20 protein-coding genes are annotated in these 18,857 nt (G+C 71.9%); 6 read left to right on the forward strand and 14 right to left on the reverse strand.

Annotated elements, in window-relative coordinates; all coding sequences use genetic code 11:
* Positions 1-91: 91 nt before the first annotated feature.
* Together ETD85_RS36265 and ETD85_RS36270 are read right to left on the reverse strand one after the other, a co-directional pair.
* Complete coding sequence (locus ETD85_RS36265; protein ID WP_138694340.1) at positions 92-1,117, reverse strand: LacI family DNA-binding transcriptional regulator; 1,026 nt, start codon at positions 1,115-1,117, stop codon at positions 92-94.
* 110 nt (positions 1,118-1,227) lie between these two features.
* Positions 1,228-2,091: a helix-turn-helix domain-containing protein gene (locus tag ETD85_RS36270; protein ID WP_138694341.1), complete on the reverse strand. Its 864-nt coding sequence runs from the start codon at positions 2,089-2,091 to the stop codon at positions 1,228-1,230.
* A gap of 180 nt (positions 2,092-2,271) precedes the next feature.
* Here ETD85_RS36270 and ETD85_RS36275 point away from each other — a divergent pair, with 180 nt between their 5' ends.
* Positions 2,272-2,997, forward strand: a complete 726-nt coding sequence (locus ETD85_RS36275) for an alpha/beta fold hydrolase (RefSeq protein WP_138694342.1) — start codon at positions 2,272-2,274, stop codon at positions 2,995-2,997.
* 31 nt (positions 2,998-3,028) lie between these two features.
* Here ETD85_RS36275 and ETD85_RS36280 read toward each other — a convergent pair whose 3' ends face one another.
* A complete protein-coding gene (locus tag ETD85_RS36280) occupies positions 3,029-3,634 on the reverse strand; it encodes a GntR family transcriptional regulator (protein WP_138694343.1) in 606 nt (201 codons plus the stop codon).
* A 51-nt stretch (positions 3,635-3,685) separates the two neighbouring features.
* Between ETD85_RS36280 and aceE the strand changes: the two genes are divergently transcribed.
* Positions 3,686-6,133 (forward strand): pyruvate dehydrogenase (acetyl-transferring), homodimeric type, encoded by a 2,448-nt coding sequence (gene aceE / locus ETD85_RS36285; RefSeq protein WP_206059056.1) that lies wholly within the window; start codon positions 3,686-3,688, stop codon positions 6,131-6,133.
* Positions 6,134-6,181: 48 nt separating this feature from the next.
* Positions 6,182-6,385: a hypothetical protein gene (locus ETD85_RS36290; protein WP_138694345.1), complete on the forward strand. Its 204-nt coding sequence runs from the start codon at positions 6,182-6,184 to the stop codon at positions 6,383-6,385.
* Here ETD85_RS36290 and ETD85_RS36295 read toward each other — a convergent pair.
* The 4 genes from ETD85_RS36295 to ETD85_RS36310 form a co-directional block, all read right to left on the reverse strand.
* The gene (locus ETD85_RS36295) at positions 6,372-7,169 is read right to left on the reverse strand and encodes a trypsin-like serine protease (protein ID WP_138694346.1); all 798 of its coding nucleotides are present in this window, start codon (positions 7,167-7,169) and stop codon (positions 6,372-6,374) included. The two genes, ETD85_RS36290 and ETD85_RS36295, sit on opposite strands and share 14 nt — an antisense overlap.
* A 73-nt stretch (positions 7,170-7,242) precedes the next feature.
* On the reverse strand, positions 7,243-7,602 hold the full coding sequence (locus ETD85_RS36300) for a hypothetical protein (protein ID WP_138694347.1): 360 nt from the start codon (positions 7,600-7,602) through the stop codon (positions 7,243-7,245).
* 9 nt (positions 7,603-7,611) lie between these two features.
* Positions 7,612-8,517 carry a WXG100-like domain-containing protein gene (locus ETD85_RS36305; RefSeq protein WP_138694348.1) on the reverse strand — a complete coding sequence of 302 codons (906 nt, stop codon included), beginning with the start codon at positions 8,515-8,517 and terminating at the stop codon, positions 7,612-7,614.
* A gap of 37 nt (positions 8,518-8,554) precedes the next feature.
* On the reverse strand, positions 8,555-8,914 hold the full coding sequence (locus ETD85_RS36310; protein ID WP_138694349.1) for a YbaB/EbfC family nucleoid-associated protein: 360 nt from the start codon (positions 8,912-8,914) through the stop codon (positions 8,555-8,557).
* A gap of 217 nt (positions 8,915-9,131) precedes the next feature.
* Here ETD85_RS36310 and ETD85_RS36315 point away from each other — a divergent pair, with 217 nt between their 5' ends.
* Positions 9,132-9,869: an SDR family oxidoreductase gene (locus tag ETD85_RS36315; protein ID WP_138694350.1), complete on the forward strand. Its 738-nt coding sequence runs from the start codon at positions 9,132-9,134 to the stop codon at positions 9,867-9,869.
* Positions 9,870-9,933: 64 nt separating this feature from the next.
* Here ETD85_RS36315 and ETD85_RS36320 read toward each other — a convergent pair whose 3' ends face one another.
* Positions 9,934-10,398 (reverse strand): DMT family transporter, encoded by a 465-nt coding sequence (locus ETD85_RS36320; protein ID WP_138694351.1) that lies wholly within the window; start codon positions 10,396-10,398, stop codon positions 9,934-9,936.
* A 3-nt stretch (positions 10,399-10,401) separates the two neighbouring features.
* Positions 10,402-10,878, reverse strand: coding sequence for a DMT family transporter (locus ETD85_RS36325; RefSeq protein WP_206059057.1), 477 nt, complete (start codon positions 10,876-10,878; stop codon positions 10,402-10,404).
* 330 nt (positions 10,879-11,208) lie between these two features.
* Here ETD85_RS36325 and ETD85_RS66990 point away from each other — a divergent pair, with 330 nt between their 5' ends.
* Positions 11,209-13,284 (forward strand): cellulose binding domain-containing protein, encoded by a 2,076-nt coding sequence (locus tag ETD85_RS66990; RefSeq protein ID WP_138694352.1) that lies wholly within the window; start codon positions 11,209-11,211, stop codon positions 13,282-13,284.
* 102 nt (positions 13,285-13,386) lie between these two features.
* On the opposite strand, the gene ETD85_RS36335 is transcribed toward ETD85_RS66990, so the two are convergent.
* Positions 13,387-13,815, reverse strand: coding sequence for a MarR family winged helix-turn-helix transcriptional regulator (locus tag ETD85_RS36335; RefSeq protein WP_206059059.1), 429 nt, complete (start codon positions 13,813-13,815; stop codon positions 13,387-13,389).
* Positions 13,816-13,915: 100 nt separating this feature from the next.
* Here ETD85_RS36335 and ETD85_RS36340 point away from each other — a divergent pair, with 100 nt between their 5' ends.
* Positions 13,916-15,367, forward strand: a complete 1,452-nt coding sequence (locus ETD85_RS36340; RefSeq protein ID WP_138694353.1) for an MFS transporter — start codon at positions 13,916-13,918, stop codon at positions 15,365-15,367.
* 74 nt (positions 15,368-15,441) lie between these two features.
* Here the strand turns inward: ETD85_RS36340 and ETD85_RS36345 are convergent, their stop codons facing one another.
* From ETD85_RS36345 to ETD85_RS36360, 4 genes are read right to left on the reverse strand one after another with little or no spacing between them, the layout of a single operon-like run.
* On the reverse strand, positions 15,442-16,617 hold the full coding sequence (locus ETD85_RS36345) for an NAD(P)/FAD-dependent oxidoreductase (RefSeq protein WP_138694354.1): 1,176 nt from the start codon (positions 16,615-16,617) through the stop codon (positions 15,442-15,444).
* Positions 16,614-16,814: a ferredoxin gene (locus ETD85_RS36350; RefSeq protein ID WP_138694355.1), complete on the reverse strand. Its 201-nt coding sequence runs from the start codon at positions 16,812-16,814 to the stop codon at positions 16,614-16,616. The genes ETD85_RS36345 and ETD85_RS36350 overlap by 4 nt, the downstream gene beginning before the upstream one ends.
* Before the next feature lie 37 nt (positions 16,815-16,851).
* Positions 16,852-18,060: a cytochrome P450 gene (locus ETD85_RS36355; protein WP_138694356.1), complete on the reverse strand. Its 1,209-nt coding sequence runs from the start codon at positions 18,058-18,060 to the stop codon at positions 16,852-16,854.
* Between the two features lie 23 nt (positions 18,061-18,083).
* On the reverse strand, positions 18,084-18,833 hold the full coding sequence (locus ETD85_RS36360) for an SDR family NAD(P)-dependent oxidoreductase (RefSeq protein WP_138694357.1): 750 nt from the start codon (positions 18,831-18,833) through the stop codon (positions 18,084-18,086).
* Positions 18,834-18,857: the final 24 nt, after the last annotated feature.

Raw genomic sequence — 18,857 nt, forward strand, 5'->3', positions numbered from 1 at the left:
CCCCCTCCCGATCCGCCCGTTCCTTCCGATCCGTCCGTACGGCCCTCCGACTCGTACAGTCCTCCGGCACGTACGGCGCGAAGATCGGAAATCAGCGGGCCGGCGGCGCGGTGCTGGCGCGGACGACAAGGTCGGTGCCGAGCTCGATGCGGCTCTGCGGGAGCGGCGCGCCCTGTGCGAGCGCCACCAGCATGGTGGCGGCCGCGGCGCCCATCTCGGTCAGCGGCTGGCGGATGGTGGTCAGCGGCGGGGTCATCCACCGCATCGACGGCAGGTCGTCGAAGCCGACCACGCTCAGGTCGTCGGGGATGCGCAGCCGCAGCTCGTGAGCCGCCTGGTAGACGCCCATCGCCTGGCCGTCGTTGCAGGCGAAGATCGCGGTAGGCGGATCGGGCAGGCGCAGCAGCCGCTGCGCCTGGGTCAGGCCGCCCTCGACCAGGAAGTCACCCCGGCCGATCAGCTCCGGATCGACGGGCACGCCGGCCGCCTCGAGCGCGGCGCGGTAGCCGTCGAGCCTGGCCCGGCTGGCCATCGCGTAATCGGGGCCGGTGATCACGGCGATGCGCCGGTGGCCGAGCCCGAGCAGGTGGCGGGTGGCCGACAGCCCGCCGCTCCAGTTGCTCGCGCCGACGGAAGGCTCCTTGAGTCCGGGGTCCCCGCTCGGGTCGAGCAGGACGAGCGGGATGTCGCGGGTGGTGAGCTGGTCGCGCTGCTCGTCGGTCAAGCCGGAGAAGACCGCGATCACGCCGGTGGGACGGCGGCTCAGCACCTCCTCGATCCAGCTCCGCCCGGGAACGTGGCGTCGCCGCAGCTCCGACAGCACCACGGCCAGGCTGTTCTCGCGGGCGACCTGCTCGACGCCCTTGATGATCTCGATGGGGTAGTCGCCTTCGAGCGCGTGGAAGACCAGCTCCACCAGGGCGGCCGGGCTGCCGCGCCGCCGCTGCCTGCGGTAGCCGTGCTCGCTGATGAGCCGCTCGATCTGCGCCCGGGTCTCCGGCGCCACCTCGGACCTGCCGTTCACCACTTTGGAGACCGTCGCGGTCGACACCCCGGCCAGCTCGGCGAGCTGGGCGATGGTGCGCGGCCGGACGGGCTGGTCCTTCGTCGAGGTCATGGGCGAAGTCTAGTGAACAGCGGATCATCCGACCGTTTCGGTGCCGCCGGAAGGGCGCGCAGACGGGAGCGGGGCGCCCGGACCAAGGCGGCGGAAAGGCCAGGCCGCAGTCAAACAGCGGGGGCGTTATCAGAGGGGGAGGTGGCCGCGGCCGGCGGTTGCGCGGCCGAGGCGAGGAGCGCCAGCTTGCCTGCGCTGTCGCTGCCGGGATCCGGGTGGAAGATGACCAGCAGCCGGCCGGGCGCGCCGCCGATGCTCAGCCGCTCCCGGTTCAGCCACAGATCGCCGACCTGGGGATGGTCGATGTGCTTGGACGTGCCCTCGCACGCCTCCACGTCGTGCCGGGCCCAGAGCCGGCTGAAGAGAGGGCTGGCGAGAGAGAGCTCGCCGACGAGCTCGATGAACCGGGGGTCGTCCGTGTCGGTGCCCACGGACTCGCGGAAGCCGGCGACCATGCCCGCGGCGGCGCTCTCCCAGTCGGGGTAGAGGGCCTGCTCCGCGGGGTCGAGGAACACGTCACGCAGGCGGTTGGCCCCCGCCGCGAGGCGCGGTGACAGAGCCGTCGCCAAGCGGTTGGCGGCGAGGACGTCGAAGTAGCGGCCCTCGACGTACGCGGGCAGCGGGAGCGTGGTGACGAGCTGGGCGACGCTCGGCGGGACGGTCTCCTTGCGGGGCCGCCGCCGGCGCCGCCGGGGCTTGTCGGCGCCGAGCCGCAGCAGGTACGCCGTCGCGTCGTCGTCGAGCCGCAGCACGCGGGCGAGCGACTCGAGGACCTGCACGGACGGGTGGCGGTCGCGGCCCTGCTCCAGGCGCAGGTAGTAGTCGGCGCTGATGCCGGCGAGCATCGCGACCTCCTCCCGGCGCAGGCCGGGCACGCGGCGCACTCCCGAAGCGGGGATCCCGGCCTGTTCGGGGGTGACCAGCTCGCGGCGAGCGCGCACGTAATCGCCCAGGAGGTTCGATTCGTCGCTCATTTCTCCACTGTAGTGAGCGCGACCACGCGCCTGCCTGGTCCTGTCACCCCCAGGATCGCGAGGGCTCTGGCTCCGTCCGAGCCGGGACAGCAGCCTGGTCACCGGCCCACCTGGCGAACTCGGCCGGTGGCCCTCATCCTCCGCGCCCGGCGCGGACAAAGCATGGCAAGGAGCGACACCATGTCGACATATCTGCTGGTTCACGGTGCCTGGCACAGCGGGCAGGCCTGGGAACGGGTGGTCCCGTTGCTGGCGTCGGCCGGGCACCGGGTGCTCGCGCCGTCCCTGACCGGCTACGGCGACAAGGCCCACCTGCTCGGCCCCGAGGTAGGGCTGGACACGCACGTGGACGACGTCGTCAGGCTGATCACCGAGGAGGACCTCACCGAGGTGATACTCGTCGGGCACAGCTACGCCGGCCTGGTCATCTCGTCCGCCGCCAACCAGGTCCCCGATCGCATCGCCCATCTGGTGTACCTCGACGCGATGGTCCCGGAGGACGGCGAGAGCGCGATCGACGTCCAGCCCATGACCCAGGCCCTGATCGAGCGCGCCGCGGAGTCCGGCGCCGGCTGGCGGATCCCGCCGCTGCCGGAGCTGCCGCCGCCCATGGGCCTGTTCGGGGTCACGGACCCGGCGGACGTCGCCTGGCTGCGCACGATGCTGTCGGATCAGCCGGTGGGCTGCCTCCGGCAACCGGTCCGGCTGGACAACCCGGCCGTGCGGACGATCCCGCAGACGCATATCCACTGCGTCGCCGGCGTACCGGAAGGGATCACCCGGCGGCCCGTCCCCGAGACGCAGCCCAACGGCGACCCGGCGCAGGTGTGGGAGCTGCCGACCGGCCACGATTGCATGATCACCATGCCGGACGAGCTCGCCGGGCTGCTGCTCAAGCTCGGCTGAGCGCCGGATCGGGATCCGGCACGCCCGGGGTTCAGGGGGCGTAGCCGAGTACGTGGTCGTGGAGCAGGCGGCCGACCTGCGGGTCGTTCCGGCCGAACGCCTCCACGAGGGGCTCGTGGTCGGCCGCGTTCTCATGTGGCCGCATCCTGAACAGCCGGATCGACACGTGCGTCCACACCTCGATGCCCAGCGACTCCCACACCGACAGCAGCAGCGCGTTGCCGGCCGCCGCCACGATCTCCCGGTGGAACGCCACGCCGTGGCGTACCTGGTCATCCAGGGAATCGGCGGCGACGGCGGCGTGCAGGCCGGTCACGTGGGCCCGCAGCGCCTCAACCGAGGGCCGGCCCAGACGGGTGGCCGTCTCCTCCAGCCCCGCCCGCACCTGATAGACCTCGCGCAGGTCCGAGGGCGCGAACCCGCGGACCCGCGCGCCCCTGTTGGGGGATGACTCGATCAACCTGAGGGCTTCGAGCTCGCGCAGCGCCTCGCGTACCGGAGCCTGGCTGACCTGCAGTTCGGTGGCCAGACGGCGCTCCACGATCCGGTCACCCGGCTCCCATCGGCCGCTGATCAGGCCGTCGACCAGCACCTTGCGGATCTCCTCGCGCAACGGCCGCCGCCCTACAGGTTCCACCGGTTATATCCTCTCATCGGATGATCGATCATAGGGTGTTTAATGGTATGCATGCAGAGAGATCTCGATCCGCAAGAGACCGCCGAATGGCTCGAATCCCTCGAGGCGGTCCGCCGGGCGGCCGGTCCCGATCGGGCCGACTACCTGTTGCGCAAGCTGGCCACGAGCACGCGATACGTCAACACGGTGCCCACGCGGGATGAGCCCGCCTATCCGGGTGATCTGGCGCTGGAAGAGCGCATCGCGGCCTACGACCGGTGGAACGCCGCGGTCATGGTCAGCCGGGGCAGCAAGCTCGGGCTGGGCGGCCACCTGGCCACCTACGCCTCGGCCGCGTGGCTCTACGAGGTGGGGTTCAACCATTTCTTCCACGGCTCCGGCGACCAGGTCTATTTCCAGGGCCACGCCTCGCCCGGCGTCTACGCCAGGGCCTTCCTGGAGGGCCGGCTCAGCGAGGAGCGGCTCGACCTGTTCAGGCGCGAGACCGAGGGCGGGCTGCCGTCCTACCCGCACCCGAGGGCCATGCCCGGCTTCTGGCAGTTCCCGACCGTGTCCATGGGGCTCGGCCCGCTGAACGCGGTCTACCAGGCCCGCTTCAACCGCTACCTGCACAACCGTGGCATCAAAGACACCTCGGGCAGCCACGTCTGGGCCTTCCTCGGCGACGGCGAGATGGACGAGCCCGAGTCCACGGCGGCGCTCACGCTGGCGGCGAGGGAGGGGCTGGACAACCTCACGTTCGTGATCAACTGCAACCTCCAGCGGCTCGACGGGCCGGTCCGCGGCAACACCCGCATCGTGCAGGAGCTGGAGAGCGTCTTCAAGGGCGCGGGCTGGCACGTGGTCAAGGCGCTGTGGGGGCAGGAGTGGGACGGCCTGCTCGGCTCCGACGAGCTGGTGGCCAGGCTCGGCGAGATCCCGGACGGGCAGTTCCAGACGTTCGCCGCCTCGACCGGCGGCTACATCAGGGAGCGGCTTTTCGAGGGGCTGGAGGTGCCCCATTCCGACGAGGACCTGCGCAGGATCGTCGGCGGGTCGCGGGCCGGCCACGAGCCGCGCAAGGTGTACGCCGCCTACCGCAAGGCGCTTGAGCACACCGACGCGCCCACGGTGGTCCTGGTGCAGACCGTCAAGGGCTGGACGCTGGGCGCGGGCGTCGAGGCGCGCAACGCCAACCACCAGATGAAGAAGCTCACCCAGGACGAGTTCCGCGTCATGCGCGACCGGCTCGGCCTGCCGGTCTCCGACGCGGCGCTCAGCGGCGACCTGCCCCCGTACCTGCATCCGGGGCCCGACTCGCCCGAGGCCCGGTACGCGGCCGAGCGGCGGCAGGCCCTCGGCGGGCCGATCCCCGCCCGTACGGTCTCCCACCACGTGCTGCCGCAGCCCGGCGAGCGCCCCTTCGGCGCCCTGGCCAAGGGGTCGGCGCAGCCGATCGCCACCACGATGGCGTTCGTACGGCTGGTCAAGGACCTGATGAAGGAGCCGGAGTCCGGCCGGCGCTGGGTGCCGATCGTGCCGGACGAGGCCAGGACGTTCGGCATGGAGTCGCTCTTCCCCACGGCGAAGATCTACTCGCCGCTCGGCCAGCGGTACGAAGCCGTCGACCGCGAGCTGCTGCTGTCGTACAAGGAGGCGGTGGACGGGCAGATCCTCATCGAGGGCATCACCGAGGCGGGCTCGATGGCGTCGTTCACCGCCGCGGCCTCCAGCTACGCCACGCACGGCGAGCCGATGATCCCCTTCTACATCTTCTACTCGATGTTCGGCTGGCAGCGGACCGGCGACCAGATGTGGGCCCTGGCCGACCAGCTCGGCCGCGGGTTCCTCATCGGCGCGACCGCCGGGCGGACCACGATGACGGGGGAGGGGCTGCAGCACGCGGACGGGCACTCGCAGCTCCTGGCCTCCGCCAACCCGGCCTGCCTGGCCTACGACCCGGCCTTCGCCTACGAGGTCGCCGTGATCGTGCGGGACGGGCTCAGGAGGATGTACGGACCCGACGCGGAGGACGTGTTCTACTACCTGACCCTCTACAACGAGCCGATGCCGCAGCCCGCGATGCCCGAGGGCGTCGAGGAGGGCATCGTCAAGGGCATCTACCGCTACTCCGCCGGCGGCGGCGCGGCGCACCTGCTGGCCAGCGGCACCGCGATCCACTGGGCGCTGGAGGCCCAGCGGCTGCTCCAGGACGAGTACGGCCTCGGCGTCGACGTCTGGTCGGTCACCTCGTGGAGCGAGCTGCGGCGCGAGGCCATGACCGCGACCGGCGTGCCGTACCTGCGGCAGGCCCTCGCGGGGGCCGAGGGCCCGGTGATCGCGGTCAGCGACTGGATGCGGGCGGTGCCTGACCAGATCCGGCCGTGGGTCGACCAGCCGTGGGCCTCGCTGGGCACCGACGGGTTCGGGCTGTCCGGCACGCGGGAGGCCGTACGCGAGCACTTCGGGGTGGACCCGCGCTCGATCGCGGACGCGGTGCTCAAGGCGGTCGAGGACTAGCCTGCTCGTGACCCGCTCTTGGTGAGCGGGTCAGTACGCTCCGTGACCGTGACTGATGACAAGAGTCGAAACAGGCCGCGGATCAGCATCGACGGGGCGGGCATCGAGCGGCGCAGGACGGCGATCCAGGCGCTCGTCGACCAGGCGCCGCCGAGGCCCGACCCGGCGCCCCGCCCCTTCACCGGCGCGGGTCAGGACGGGGTCGAAGCGCCCCGCCCGCCCGCGCCGCCGTTCCCGTTCAGGGAAGGGTGACGTACTTGCCGAGGAACTTCCTGGCCGTGGCGGAGTCCAGGCGGTAGTCGTAGTTGGTCGCCCTGCAGGCGTCGTCGGCTCCGCTGATGGACGTCGCCACCAGGAGGTGCGAGTCGGGTCCGCCGAGGAAGTTTGGGCCGCCGGAGTCGCCGAAGCAGGTGCTGCCGTCGCTCTTGGCGCGCAGCGAGAGGTCGAGCCACTTGCCGGACAGGTCGTTGAAGGAGATGGACGCGTGGTAGCGGGTGTCGGTGTAGTGGTACCGGCTACCGTGCGCCTTCTTGTTCGAGCCCTTGGCCGGCGCCTTGGTGGGCGCGAGAGAGCCGTATCCGACCGGGGTGAACCGGGTGGACTTCAGCTTGCCGTCGGCCTCCAGGCGGTCCAGCAGGCCCGCGCCGGGCAGCTGGGCGGGCTTGATGCCGTCGACCGGCTTGCCGAAGACGACGACGGCCATGTCGTGCAGGTCGCCCTTGGGATTGAAGCGCGGGTCCGGGATGTAGCGGCCGGTGTAGAGTGCGTCGCCGGGCTCGTAGCGGCCGCTGAAGGAGACCTTGGCGGTCGTCTGCTTCTTCTCGCCGCAGTGGGCGGCGGTCAGGAAGACGGTCGGCGAGATGAGCGTTCCCGTGCAGTAGCTCCAGGTGCCGTCCGGGTTCGGCTTGTCCGCGATGAGCGCCCCGACTTCCGGGTGGGCGTCACCGTCGACAGAGCCGTTGGTGATGGCCGCGGCGGGGGTCGCGTGGAACGCGATCGACGCAGCAGCAACCAGGACAAAAGGGACATAACGCATCCCGAAAGTGTAATCGGAAATAGCCCTGACGTGGAAGAACGCCGGAAAAGATCTACGTAACGGGTCGTTTGGCCTAGCTAGTGCCCCAGATCTTCCGGTTGGGATCGGCGGCCGGCAGCCTGGACAGCAGGTCGGTCACGCTGTCCCAGTCGCCCACCCGGACCAGGTCCGCCATCAGGCGCAGGCGTTCGGCGATCTCGTGGTGGGCTTCGCGGAACACGTCGACGCCCTCCATGATCTGGCCGGTGACCGCCTCGTAGCCCGACGCGCCGCCCTCGCCCTTGAGGAAGGTGGTGCCCTCCTTGCTGCCGCCCCAGAAGTTCCCGATGGCCTCCAGCTCCTTGCGCGCCTGCGCGGCGTGCACGCCGAGCGTGTGCCGCTCGTTGTCGAACGCGTTCGCCGACGACCGGATCCCGGTCCGGTTGATCTCCATGTCGTCCTCTCAGCCGGCCGGTTTGTGGGCCATCGTGAAGTACAGCAGCGCTCTGCCGAGGGTCTCTTTCCAGGTGGGGATGAGGTCGGTGCCCTCCTGGCCGTTCATGGCGTCGTACGAGGGGCCGTAGCCCAGCGACCCCCCGGCCATCCGGCTCAGGAAGTACTGCACGTCCGCGTTGCGGGTCGCCTGCCTGGCCAGCGGCGCGGCGGCGTCGAACACGCCGTAGAAGGCCACGGAGGCGGCGAACTCCTTCAGTGCCTGCGTCGCGTTCTCCTTCAGCGAGCCGGGGTCCTCGCCCCGTACCGCCTTGACGCCCGCGACCACCGCCACGTCGCCCACGGCGAAGAACGCGCTGCCGATCGTGTATTCGGTCAGCTTGCTCAGCACGATCCTGGCGATGCTGTGCTCCAGCAGCTTGGCCAGCACGCCCGCCTGCGCCCGCCGCGTGAGGAACTGGGCGATCTCGTACGCCGTCCCGGCCTGCCAGGGGAAGGTGGAGATGAAGATGAAGCTGGCGAAGTTCGCGATCGCCAGCGTCCAGTACGCGTGCTGCGCCGTCTCGATCACTTCGGCGAAGTCGGTGCAGGCCGCGCTGTTCTGCCGGCAGCGCCGGGCGAGCTTGGCGGCGTACCCCGCCTCCTCGGGCTGCGGGTACAGCCCCGCGGTGACGGCCGACTTGAAGGCATCCACGCCCTGCCCGCTGCTGGTCCGCCACACCGCCGCCGCGGCCGGATAGCTGCGGTCCGGGCTCCGCTCGATGTCGTCGGCCAGCCGGGACCAGACGCCGGCGGCCAGGCGCGCCTTGGCCGGATCGCCCTCCGGATAGTCGACAGCGAGCATCTTGAACACGAAGGCCGCGAGGCCGAGGGCGCCGAAGCCGTAGATGCTCGCGCGGCCCGGGCTGATGCTCACCGGCCGCGCCCGCTGTCCTGCGGGCCTGGGATGGTGCTCAACGCCTGCTCCCGCGTGCGTCGTCGCCGTCCAGCACCGTGCCGCTGATGAACGGGGCCACGAGGCTGCTCGTCCCGTGCTCGGCGTCCCGGGCCGCCTTGGCCGCGGCGTCGAGGATGGCCGCCGCCAGCTCGGTGGAGCCGAGCCGCATGGCGCGCGGGTCGATGGTGAGCCCGGCGAGCCCGCCGGACTGCGTCACCTCGACCACCACGCGCCCCTCCGCCGCCTCGCCCCGGCCTCTGACGGCGGCGATCTGGTCGCTCAGCCGCTCCAGCGCCGCCATGTCCTGTTGGAAGCCGCTGAGCAGGCGGCCGATCTCGTGGTCGCCGCCGTCGAACGGATCGGCCGGTGCCGTCATCCCGCCTCCTGGTGATCGCGTAACCCGTGAGATTACCGGTAAACAAGTGGGAAATATGGGTTATTGCCCGCTTTAACGGGCGATGTGAGACACGTCACCGTGGGACGCGTCGAGCTGGACACCGACGAAAAGGTGGGGAGCTCACCCGAAGGTAGGTACTTTCCCACAGAATGCCCGATTCTCTAAAGTCGGCCGCCGGAGAGAGGGAGGCTGAGGCATGAAACAGATCGCGCTCGTCACCGGCGCCGGCCGCGGCATCGGCGCCGCGACGGCACAGGAACTGGCCCGACGCGGATTCCACGTGATCGTCAACTATCGCAGCGACGCGACGGCGGCGGAAAGGGTGGTCAAGGAGATCGAGGCGGCGGGCGGCACGGCGCGGGCCGTGCGGGCCGACGTGTGCGACCCCGGGCAGGCGGCCGCCCTCGTCGGCGCCTGCGACCGGGTGGACGCGCTCGTCTGCAACGCCAACATCAGCCCGCCGTTCGCGCCGCTCGCGGAGATGCCCTGGGAGGACTTCGCGGGCAAGGTCACCGGCGAGCTGGCCGCCGCCTTCCACGTCACCGTGCAGGCCCTCGGCCGCATGCGGGCGCAGGGCGGGGGCCGGATCGTCTACGTCTCCAGCATCAGCGCCGACCACGTACGTCCCGGCTCGATCGCGCACTCGACCGCGAAGGCGGCGCTCGACACGTTCGCCCAGCACGTGGCGGCCGAGGCCGGCGCCTGGGGGATCGCGGTGAACACCGTGTCGCCCGGGGCCGTACGCACCGAGGGTAGCGCGGCCGTGCGCACGCCCGAGGTCGAGGCGGCGCTGGCCCGCCGCGCGGTGCTCGGCCGGATGCTGGAGCCGCAGGACGTCGCCGCGGTGATCGGCTCCGTCCTCGGCGGCGGGTTCGACGCCGTCACGGGCACTCGCATCCCCGTGGACGCCGGCTTCCGCATCCTGCCCGGCTGACCCGCCCGCCGTCATGGCGCGGTCAGCGGGCGGCGCGGATCTTCTCCGGGACGTGGGGGCTGATTCAGCGGTGGAGGCGGCGCAGGCGGGCGTGGGCGGCGGCGAACGCCCGGCTCGCGCTCACGCGGGGCAGGCTGAGCCCCAGGAGGACGAGGGCGACGCCGGCGAGCCGGACCGGGGCGGGCACCGTGCCCTGCCGGACGCAGTCGATGACGACGGCGGAGAGCACCTGGCCGCTGATGACCAGCACGGAGGCGTTCATCGCGCCGAGCCGGGGGAAGACATGGCTGTTGACCGCCACGAAGAGCGCGCCGAACACGCCGCCGGCGTAGGCGGCGGCCGGCACGTCCGTGATCTGCGGCCAGACGCCCATGACGAGCATGACCGCCGTCAGGAAGGCGAAACCCACCGCGTGGTTCCAGACGGAGGCCCTGAACGCGCCGGTCCGCGTGCCGAGCTGGCCGTTGATGGCCCGGCTCGTGCCGATGAGCACCCCGTTGAGCAGGGCGAGCAGGATGGGGAAGAGCATCGCTCACGCCCCGCCGAGCACGATCAGCACGCTGCCGGCCAGGACGCATCCGGCGACGGCCAGATCCATGCCGGTGATCCGGCGTTTCGGGATGCGCAGCAGGCCCAGGTGGTCGGAGACGACGCCGAAGACGACCTGCCCGGTGAGCATCAGCGCCACGGTCCCGGCCAGGGCGAGCTCGCTGTTCACCGCGACGGCGGAGATGATGACGACGAGCGCGCCGGGGATGCCGCCCAGGTAGAACCAGAGCGGCGCCCGGCCGGGCGGGCCGGCGCCGAGGCGGGCCTCATCCCGGTCCGGCGTTCGGAGGCGGACGGCCAGCACCAGGAGCAGCGCCACCACGGCGCCGAGCCCGTGCGCGGCCCAGGAGGCGAAGACCGCGTCGGTGTGCCGGGCGAGCACGGCGTTGGACAGGGTCATCAGCGTGAGCAGGACGCCGCCCGCGAGCGCGAGCAGCCAGTCGGCGGCGCGTCCCGTCACCCCGCCGGCTCCTCTGGCAGTGCGTGCGGCACGGCCAGGAGCGCCGCTGCGAGCGCTCCGCCGAGGTCGACGACGGTCAGGCGACGCATGACATCCTCTCCGGCTCCACCTGGGATCATCAACGTAAGCGGGTATTGACCACAAATCAAGCGGGTTTTATAGGAATATCGCCGCCGGATTCCCGGAGCCGCTGGTCAGGAACGTCGCGCCTGTGGGCGGAGTGAAACTTTCACCCATGTTTGACCGGCCCCGGCGCCAGGGCTCAGGATCATCGTGCCCCCCGGTCGGGAGGAACGTCGAACCACAGTCCGCTCCTGGCGAGGTGTCCTCATGCACAAGGCCCGTTCACGCGCAGTGTCCGCCGTCCTGCTGGCGCTGGCCACTCTGTCCGCCCCCGCCGCCGCCCCAGCCGCCGCCACGGCCTCGATCTCCGCGGCTCCCGCGGCGGAGGCCGCCCCGGTGGCGGTCAGCGTCAACGCCCGTGGCGCGCTGGCCACCGTCCCCCAGACCGGCATCGGCTCCAACCACGCCATCTGGGACAGCAACCTGGGCACCGACGAGACCGCCGACCGGCTCAAGGACGCCGGCGTGAAGCTGCTGCGCTACCCCGGCGGCTCCTACTCCGACATCTACCACTGGGCCGACCACACCGCCCCCGGCGGCTACGTGGCGCCGAACACGGACTTCGACACGTTCATGCGCGGGGTGCGGCGGACCGGAGCGCAGGCGATGGTGACCGCCAACTACGGCACCGGCACCGCCGAGGAGGCCGCGGCCTGGGTCCGGCACGCCAACGTGACCAAGGGCTACGGCGTCAAATACTGGGAGATCGGCAACGAGAACTACGGCAACGGCCACTACGGCGCCGCCTGGGAGGCCGACGACCACGCCGACAAGAGCCCGGCCGAGTACGCCCGGCACGTCGTGGCCTACTCCGACGCGATGAAGGCGGCCGACCCCTCCATCAAGGTCGGCGCGGTGCTGACCACCCCGGCCAACTGGCCTGACGGGATCATCGCCGGCGGCGACGCCGGCACCTGGAACAACGTCGTCCTGTCGATCGCCGGACCGAAGATCGACTTCGTGGTGGTGCACTGGTACCCGGGCGCCTTCGACAAGGCCGCGCACGTCGCCGACATGATCCAGCTCACCCGCCAGCAGATCGCCGCCAACGCCGGCCCCGGCTCGGAGCGGATCGGCATCGCGATGACCGAGTTCAACACCGGCACCAGCAGCGGCGGCGCCACCACCCAGCCCGGCGCGCTGGCCGCCGCCGACGCCTACGCCACGCTGCTGGCCAACGGGGTGTTCAGCGTGGACTGGTGGAACGTCCACAACGGCATCGGCACCGTCAGCCAGGTCGAGGGGCACACCGACTACGGCGACTTCGGCCTGCTGTCGAGCGGGACGTGCACCGCGGCGGGCGACGTGTGCGAGCCGGCCCTGAACACGCCCTTCGCGCCGTACTACGCGCTGCAGATGATGAGCAGGTTCGCCCGGCCCGGCGACCAGTTCGTCCGCGCCGCCACCGACCAGCCCAAGGTGGCCGCGCACGCCGCCCGCAGGCCCAACGGCGACCTCGCGGTGCTGCTGATCAACACCTCGTCGGACACCTCTTACCCCGTCGCCATCGGCTACACCGGTCTCACCCCGGCCGCCGGGGCGCCCCCCGTACTGACGCACACCAACGGCGCCACCGCCATCACGAGCTCCACCGCGGGCAGCGCCACGAGCCAGACGCTCCCGCCGCTGTCGATGACCACGATCGTGGTGCGTCCCGCCGCCGCCCAGGCCGGTCTGCCGGGCGCGCCCGGGCAGCCGGTCGCCTCGAACGTCACCGACAAGAGCGCCACCGTCTCCTGGCCGGCCGCCTCCGCCGGGGCCCGCCCGATCGCGAAGTACGAGGTCTACCGCAACGACTCGGGCGTCAGCGAGCAGCTCGGCGAGAGCCGCGGCACCTCGCTGGCCGTCGCCAACCTCAAGCCGGGCACCCGCTACACGGTCAACGTGATCGCCCGTGACAGCGGCGGCGGCGTCTCGTGGGCCTCACCGCCCCTGACGTTCACCACCGGCACGCCCGCCACCAGCTCCTGCTCGGTCCGCCTGACCAACCAGTCCGACTGGGGCAGCGGCTATGTCGGCGCGATCGACATCACCAACAACGGGGCGCCGATCAACGGCTGGACGCTGGGCTTCGACTGGCCGCGCCCCTGGCAGAGCCTGGGCTCGGGCTGGAGCGCCGTCTGGACGCAGGAGGGCTCGCACGTCAAGGTCGTCAACGAGCCCACCGGCGGCTCGCTGCCCACGGGCGGCTCGGCCACGATCGGCTTCGTCGGCAACTACAGCGGGCCGAACGTCCTGCCCGCCGTCTTCACCCTCAACGGAACCGTCTGCACGACCCGCTGACCCTCGCCTGACGGCACTCCCCGCCCGGTGGCCCCGGCCACCGGGCGGCTGCGTGAGCACGCCCGCCGGGCCGCAGCGTGCCTGACCTCCGTGGCGGTGCGGCTAACGCTCGATGCTGGCGTTGAAGTGCGCCAGGCCCTCGGCGAAGGAGGCCAGCTCCGCCGGGGTCCAGTCCTTCAGCACGGTGGCCAGGCCGCTGAGCCGGTAGGCGCGCTCCTCGCCCACCCTGCGCAGGCCCTCCGCGGTGATGCGGAGCTTGCGCGCCATGCCGCCCTCCGGGTCGGGGATGCGCTCGGCCAGCCCCTCGCGGAGCAGGACCGCGGTCTGCCGGTTGACGGTGGAGGCGTCGAGGCTGAACGCCTGCGCGAGCTGGCCGATCGACATGGGAGCCGACTCCAGCCTGCTGAGCAGGATGTAGCTGCTGCTACGCTCAAGCCTCCGCTCGGCGGGGGCGGCGGACGCCGCCGCGAGCTCCTTGTAGCGCCCGATGAGCATGAGCTCGCGCTCGATGTCGGCGATCTTCTCGCGCACGGATCCCTCCCGGTCGGAGGCCAGGATATCCCGTTGATCGCGATGTGTAGGCTACACGCTGTATGCATGGTGCATATCGTGAGCGATACGGAGAAAATCGATGAGCTCGACGCACGCCGCACCGCGCAGCGGGGCGATCATCAGCGTGCTGGCGGCGGCGGGCATCACGGTCTCGCTGATGCAGACCCTGATCGTCCCCTTGATCGCCACCCTGCCGGTCCTGCTGCACACCACCACCGCCAACGCCTTCTGGGCCATCACCGCGACCCTGCTGGCCGGCGCGGTGGCCATGCCCGTCTCCGGGCGGCTCGGCGACCTGTACGGCAAGCGTCGCGTCATGATGGTCAGCACGCTCCTGCTGGCCGTCGGCTCCCTGGTGTGCGCCCCGGCCAACTCGCTGCTCCCCATGGTGATCGGCCGCACCTTACAGGGCCTCGGCATGGGGGTGATCCCGCTGGGCATCGCGATCATGCGGGACGTGCTGCCGCCGCAGCGGCTCGGCGCGGCGATCGGCCTGATGAGCTCCTCGCTCGGCGTGGGCGGGGCGCTCGGCCTGCCCGCCGCCGCGCTCGTCGCCCAGTACGTGAGCTGGCACGCGCTGTTCTGGGCGGCGGCCGGGCTCGGCCTGGTGATGTTCGTGCTGGTGCTGCTGATCGTGCCTGAGTCGCCGGTCAAGTCACCCGGGCGGTTCGACTTCGTCGGGGCGGCCGGGCTGTCGGCCGGTCTGGTGCTGCTCCTGCTGCCCGTCTCCAAGGGCGGCGAATGGGGCTGGACCAGCGCCACCACGCTCGGCATGCTCGCCGCGGCGGCGGTGGTCATGCTGCTGTGGGGCTGGTGGGAGCTGCGTACGCCGGCGCCGCTGGTCGACCTGCGCACCAGCGCGCGGCGGCAGGTGCTGATGACGAACCTGGCCTCCATCGTCATCGGCTTCGCGATGTACGCGATGTCGCTGCTGACCCCGCAGCTCCTGCAACTGCCCACGGCCACCGGGTACGGCCTGGGCCAGTCGATGGTCGCGGCGGGTCTGTGGATGGCGCCGGCCGGGCTGGTCATGATGGCGATCTCCCCGGTGGCGGCCCGCCTGTCCGCGGCCCGCGGGCCCAAGGTCTCCCTGCTGCTCGGCACGATCGTCATCGCCTGCGGTTACCTGCTGGCCCTCGCCCTCATGGGCCAGGCGTGGGGCGTCCTGGTGTTCTCGGCCGTGGTCAGCGCCGGGATCGGGTTCGCGTACGCGGCCATGCCCTCGCTCATCATGAGCGCCGTGCCGCTCACCGAGACGGCGGCGGCCAACGGGCTGAACAGCCTCATGCGCTCGATCGGCACCTCCACCGCCAGCGCGGTCCTCGGCGCGGTGCTGGCCGGCATGACGGTCAAGCTGGGGCCGGTGGTGGTGCCGTCGGAGGGCGGCTTCCGCGCCGGGTTCCTCATCGGCGGGGGCGTCGCCCTGGTGGCGGCCCTCATCGTCCTGACGATCCCGGGGCGCGGCCCCGGGACGCACCGGCCGGGCGGCGAGCCGGCCGGCCACCCGGCCACGGCCCAGCGCCAGGGCTGACGGCCGCACGGCCTTGGGGCGGCGGTCCTTACGGCCCAGATCCAGAGCTGACGGTCGCCACGGTCCGATGGCGGCTACGGCGCGGTGGCGGGGTTGAGGGCTTCGGCGACGTGGCGGCGGTGCAGGCGGGCGGCCTTGGCCATGTTCCAGCCCAGCACCCCCGTGACCGTGCCGCCGACCCGGTGCAGGGTGACGAACCGGTTCTGCTCCGGGTCGCCCTCGACGACCTCGGCCTCGGCTTCCTTCGGCAGGAACCCGTGGACCTGGATCTTGACGTCGTACTGGTCGGTCCAGAAGTAGGGGACGGGCACGTACGGCCGGTGCTCGCCGAGGATGTTGGCCGCCACGACCTGCGCCTGCTCGACCGCGTTCGTCCGGTTCTCCAGCCGTAGCCGCCTGCCGAGCCCTTCGTGCTCCCAGGAGGCCACGTCCCCCACCGCGTACACGCCGTCGGCGGCCCGGCAGCGCGAGTCGCACAGCACGCCGTCGCCCACGCGTAGCCCGCTGCCCGCCAGCCAGCCGACGGCCGGGCGGGAGCCGACGGCGACCACGACCGCGTCGGCGGGCAGCAGCTCGCCGGTGGCCAGCCGCACCCCCGTGACGCGGCCGCCGTCCCCGGTCAGCCCCTCGACCGCCACCCCGAGCCGCAGCCGGACGCCGTGCCCGGCGTGCAGCCGGGTCAGCAGCGTGGCCGCCGGGTCGCCGAGCTGGTCGGCCAGCACCGCCGGGCCCAGCCCCGCGAGGGTCACGTCGAGGCCCAGCCCGCGCGCGGTGGCGGCCACCTCGGCCCCGAGCACGCCCTCGCCCACGACCACCAGCCGCGGTCCTTCGAGCAGGTGGGCGCGCAGGGCCAGCGAGTCGTCCAGCGTGCGCAGGACGTGCACGCCCGCGAGGTCGTCCTGGCCGCGCAGCCGGGACGGCGTCAGCCCGGTGGCCAGCACCACGTTGTCCGCCCGCAGCGTGCGCCCGGAGGCGGTGACCACGGAGCGGGCGGCGGCGTCCAGCCGGACCGCCGGATCGCCGAGGACGAACCGCGCGTCCAGCTTGGCCAGCTCGCTCGGCGGCCGCAGGTGCGCCCGCTCGCTCTCCCACGCGCCCGCCAGCACCTGCTTCGACAGCGGCGGGCGGTCGTACGGCGGGTGCGGCTCGGCCCCGAGGACGGTCAGCTCGCCCTCGTGCCCGCGCCGGCGCAGCGCCTCCGCGACGGCCAGCCCGCCCGCGGAGGCGCCCACGATCAGGACGTCGCTCAAGACCGCTCGTCCACCGTGATCGCGGCGGCCGGGCACACGCTGGCCGCCTCACGGACCGCCGCGTGTTGCCCGGCGGCCGGTGACGGATCCAGCAGGATCACGATGCCGTCGTCCTCGCCCTGGTCGAACACCTCGGGAGCGAGCAGCACGCACTGCCCGGCCCCGCAGCATTTGTCGGCGTCAACGGTGATGTTCATGTTCGTAGGGGTTCCTCTCGATCAGCTGGGAAAGCGGTCACCACCGCACCGGGACCTGCTGCAGGCCGCCGACGATGAGCCCCTCGCGGCGCTTGAGCTCGTCGGCGGGCACGGCCAGCTCCAGCGTGGGGAGCCGGTCGAGCAGCACCTTGAGCACGGTCTGCAGCTCGGTGCGGGCCAGCGACTGGCCCAGGCACGCGTACGGCCCGGCGCCGAAGATCAGGTGCGGGTTGGGCGAGCGGGTCAGGTCCATGCCGGCGGCGCCCTCGAACGCGCTCTCGTCCCGGTTGGCGGCCGAGAGGCTGCACACGACCGTGGTGCCCTTCGGCAGCGTGGTGTCGGCGACCTTCACGTCCTCGCTGATGTAGCGGGGGATGCCGAAGCCGAAGTTGGCGTCATACCGCAGGCACTCCTCCACCGCCGTGCGGATCAGCGTGCGGTCGGCGACGAGCCGCTCCCACCGGGTGCGGTCGGCCAGCAGCATCGCCACCATCTTGCCGATCATGTTCGCGGTCGTCTCGTGCCCCGCGACCAGCAGGCCCTTGGCGGTCATCAGCATGACCTCCTCGGTCACCCGGCCGTCGAGCGCGCCCACGAGCGAGATCAGCTCGCTGATCAGGTCGTCGCCCGGCTCCTCCCGCTTGGCGGCGACGTGCGCGCTCATGTAGGCGGCGAACTCGGCCTGCGCGGCGTCGACCTCCTCCTGGGTGTACTTGGTCAGGCTGAGCAGCGTGTCCGACCAGTACGCGAACTTGTCCCGGTCCGACTCGGGCACCCCGAGCAGCTCGCAGATCACCCACACCGGCAGCGGGAAGCCCAGCGCGCCGGTCAGGTCGGCGCTGGAGCCCTGCTTGAGCATCTCGTCGACCAGCCGCCCGGCCTCCGCCTCGATCCCGGGCTGCATGGCGGACACGCGCTTGGCGGTGAAGGCCTTGCCGATCAGCTTGCGCCACTCCCGGTGGGAGTCGCCCTTCACGTTGGTGCCGCCGCCGCTGCCGAACACGCCGCCGGACTCGTTCGTGGTGATGTTGGCGGCGTCCTCGGCCACCAGGTGGTGGGTGAAACGGGGGTCCGACAGCAGCTGCTTGACGTCGTCGTAGCGGGTGAGCAGCAGCGCCTGGTCCCCGCTGGCCAGCGTGATCGGCGCGACGGGGCAGCCCGAGCGCAGCTCGGCCCACTCCGCGGGCGCGTCGAGCGCGCTCGGGGCGGGGAAGGGGTAGTGCGGTGCCTGCTGGGTGTCGCTCACATTTCCTCCAGAGAGATAAGGGGTCAGGCCGCCGACCAGCCGCCGTCCACGGGGACGATCGCCCCGTTGATGAACGAGGCGGCGTCGGAGGCCAGGAAGAGCGCGGCGTCGGCCATCTGCTCCGGCTGGGCGATGCGCTCGCCGAGGGAGAGCACGGGGCCGAGCCGGGCGGCGCCGGTCGGGTCGAAGGACGCGTTCGTGGCGATGTTGGTCATGGTGGGGCCGGGCAGGATGGCGTTGCAGCGGATGCCGTCCTTGGCGTACGCCCACGCCACGCTCTTCGTCAGGCCGACCACGCCGTGCTTGGACGCGGTGTAGGCGACGCCCGCCGCGCCGCCGCGGATGCCGGCCTCGGAGGCGGTGTTGACGATCACGCCGCCGCCCTGGCGGAGCATGTGCGGCAGCACCGCGTGGGTGACCAGGAACGTGCCGGTCAGGTTCACCCGCAGCACCCGCTCCCACAGCTCCGGTGTGACGTCCGCGGGCAACGCCATCGTGTCCATGATCCCGGCGTTGTTGCACAGCACGTCGATGCGGCCGTACGTGCTGATGGCCGTCTCGACGAGCGCGGACACCGAGGACTCGTCGGAGATGTCGGCCGCCACGCCGACGGCCGCGTCGCCCAGGCCGGTGGCGGTCCGCTCGGCGGACTCGGCGTTCACGTCGCAGACCACGACGCGGGCGCCGGCCTTGGCCAGGGCGATCGCCATCGCCCTGCCGATTCCGGAGCCTGCTCCGGTGACCAGGCCGACCTTGTTCTCGAAGGTGCTCAAGAAGTGTCCTTTCGATCAGGGCGG

This window comes from Nonomuraea zeae (assembly GCF_005889725.1).
Taxonomy (GTDB): Bacteria; Actinomycetota; Actinomycetes; order Streptosporangiales; family Streptosporangiaceae; genus Nonomuraea; species Nonomuraea zeae.

Bases quoted from the DNA above. Each gene is read 5' to 3' on its own strand.
- ETD85_RS36265 (WP_138694340.1), bottom strand. From the start codon at position 1,117: ATGACCTCGACGAAGGACCAGCCCGTCCGGCCGCGCACCATCGCCCAG.
- ETD85_RS36270 (WP_138694341.1), bottom strand. From the start codon at position 2,091: ATGAGCGACGAATCGAACCTCCTGGGCGATTACGTGCGCGCTCGCCGC.
- ETD85_RS36275 (WP_138694342.1), top strand. From the start codon at position 2,272: ATGTCGACATATCTGCTGGTTCACGGTGCCTGGCACAGCGGGCAGGCC.
- aceE (WP_206059056.1), top strand. From the start codon at position 3,686: ATGCAGAGAGATCTCGATCCGCAAGAGACCGCCGAATGGCTCGAATCC.
- ETD85_RS36295 (WP_138694346.1), bottom strand. From the start codon at position 7,169: ATGCGTTATGTCCCTTTTGTCCTGGTTGCTGCTGCGTCGATCGCGTTC.
- ETD85_RS36300 (WP_138694347.1), bottom strand. From the start codon at position 7,602: ATGGAGATCAACCGGACCGGGATCCGGTCGTCGGCGAACGCGTTCGAC.
- ETD85_RS36310 (WP_138694349.1), bottom strand. From the start codon at position 8,914: ATGACGGCACCGGCCGATCCGTTCGACGGCGGCGACCACGAGATCGGC.
- ETD85_RS36315 (WP_138694350.1), top strand. From the start codon at position 9,132: ATGAAACAGATCGCGCTCGTCACCGGCGCCGGCCGCGGCATCGGCGCC.
- ETD85_RS36320 (WP_138694351.1), bottom strand. From the start codon at position 10,398: ATGCTCTTCCCCATCCTGCTCGCCCTGCTCAACGGGGTGCTCATCGGC.
- ETD85_RS66990 (WP_138694352.1), top strand. From the start codon at position 11,209: ATGCACAAGGCCCGTTCACGCGCAGTGTCCGCCGTCCTGCTGGCGCTG.
- ETD85_RS36340 (WP_138694353.1), top strand. From the start codon at position 13,916: ATGAGCTCGACGCACGCCGCACCGCGCAGCGGGGCGATCATCAGCGTG.
- ETD85_RS36350 (WP_138694355.1), bottom strand. From the start codon at position 16,814: ATGAACATCACCGTTGACGCCGACAAATGCTGCGGGGCCGGGCAGTGC.